The sequence below is a fragment of the Nostoc sp. CCY 9925 genome, from assembly GCF_963920935.1.
GTDB lineage: Bacteria > Cyanobacteriota > Cyanobacteriia > Cyanobacteriales > Nostocaceae > Nostoc.
This window is the reverse complement of sequence record NZ_CAWUDO010000264.1, coordinates 1-1,856: the sequence shown is the minus strand read 5'-3', so window position 1 is coordinate 1,856 and position 1,856 is coordinate 1. Positions and strand designations below refer to the sequence as shown.

Annotated in this window: 2 protein-coding genes and 1 pseudogene; all 3 read left to right on the top strand. The window is 41.6% G+C overall.

From position 1 onward, the window contains the following. On the top strand, nt 1-492 hold a 492-nt coding region (locus ACM0OY_RS40290), incomplete at its 5' end, for a hypothetical protein (protein WP_414574282.1). 39 nt (nt 493-531) lie between these two features. Further along, nucleotides 532-1,047 (top strand): hypothetical protein, encoded by a 516-nt coding sequence (locus tag ACM0OY_RS40285; protein ID WP_414574281.1) that lies wholly within the window; start codon nt 532-534, stop codon nt 1,045-1,047. Nucleotides 1,048-1,609: 562 nt separating this feature from the next. Further along, nucleotides 1,610-1,856, top strand: a pseudogene (locus ACM0OY_RS40280) (hypothetical protein); the annotation flags it as partial.

Genomic DNA, 1,856 nt, shown 5'->3' with positions numbered 1-1,856 from the left:
CTTTTCCTGCACCCTCTTGACAAAAGTGCAATCACTCTAACCTCTCACCGATGGCCACAATCTAATCCAAATTCTACTGATAACTCAACAGAGTTACAATCATCTCAACATCAACCCATCTCAGACATTGGTGAGCTACCACAGCGGCAGAATGAAGTGGCGATGGCTGACACTATTAACCCGGAGCAGCAGTCTAAACCAGCCAGAGCATCAAAACCTCGAACTCAAAAGCCAGAGTTAGGAGAGCAGTTTCAGCACATCAAGTTTTTAGATTGTAATCAAGCAGTAGGAAGAGTAATTTTTGAATGCTGGCACTGTCAACAGGGAATCATTAGCGAGTTTAGGGGAGAGGCAATCATGGGAGAGTACAAAGGCAGACCTTCCATTATTCTGGTAAACGTGGAATGCCCCAACTGTGGTAAAACCGCAATCAAGTTGAGTACGACAGAGGTACTATCGATAACCGCAATCCCTTCACCTTGGAAGAAATGATAGTACAGGATATTAATTAAGAATTCTTGGAAAGATATAATGCCAAAGCTGACCTGTTTAACTGCACCGTTAATTGTATTAACAGCCCTGGCTCTGACAAGTTGCAGCACGACTAGTGTCGAGCAGTACGAAGCGACAGCACTGACCAGCTATACATGGCAAGTGAAGTATGCCAATAACTTAACTAATGCACCACAACCGCGAATCGAAAGCTTTGGCACTGCATCATTACTAAATCGGAATGGATTAAAACCACCAGGAGCAGTAATTGGGCCGGACGATAAAGGACTATGGTGGCCGACTTTACCACCACGCCCAAGTATTGATGAACTAGAACAACGCAAAAAACCTCAAGAAGAGGCAGGTAAACCAGAACTACAGAAAACGGTGAAATATCAAATTACTTATGGTGTGGGCGGGCAACAGAAAACGCTACCTACTAACTATGATGTTTACCGACAGGTAGTAAAGGCGTACCCGTCCAGGACTCCTTTGGAATTAACTTTCGGATTGAATGATGACTCGGTAGAGAAGGCTGAACCAGTTAGCAAATAGTCGCCTAACAAACTAGCCCAGCAGCGATTATCCTTGTGAGAAAAGAAATTCAGCATCTTTAATTAAAAATTATCCATCCTCTGTACAGAGCGATCGCCTTTCAATTCAAGACCCAAAATTGTTTGACCCCCGAACCAGTTTTTTCAAATTCCTAAAAATTAAGTAAACAAGCTAAAAAATTAAAAATCACAAATAGGGGCTAAATATGGGTCATATAGTACCCAAATATATCAGGTGAAGTCATGGGTGCTAAATGGAGGTTATATGGGTTACAATTAACCACCATTTAGGGTATCCTCAAAAAGTCTTGATTTTATGCCGCAAATACCACCGATGACTTTTTTAAATTCAAAATTCAAAATGCAAAATTCAAAATTAAGAATGAAAATAATGTACGAATTAATCAATCCTTCAAAGTTATTGCCCCTGCCACAATATGGAGATTTGGTGAGCCAGGCTCACCTGTAGGGCGATTAACACTCTTAGTGGTGAGTTCCTGCTCCCATAACCAGTCTTAAATTTTGAATTTTGAATTTTGAATTTTGAATTGGAGCGAAGCGACATGGCAAACATCCACGCACTGCAAAAAATTTTTCCGGCAGGCTTTGACAATGGCTACGGAAGCCTAAAACTTTTAGTCGATGGCTTTGAAGTTGTGAGAGTACCCAGTTACATTTCTACAGCAGACATGGAAGATGTTCCAGGGAGAGTGGAATTTAATGGGACAGCTTACACAGTCGGTGAATCTGCTTTTCGTGCTGGAAATCATTTTGAACGCAACACAGACAGTAATGGTGCGGCTCGTTTCT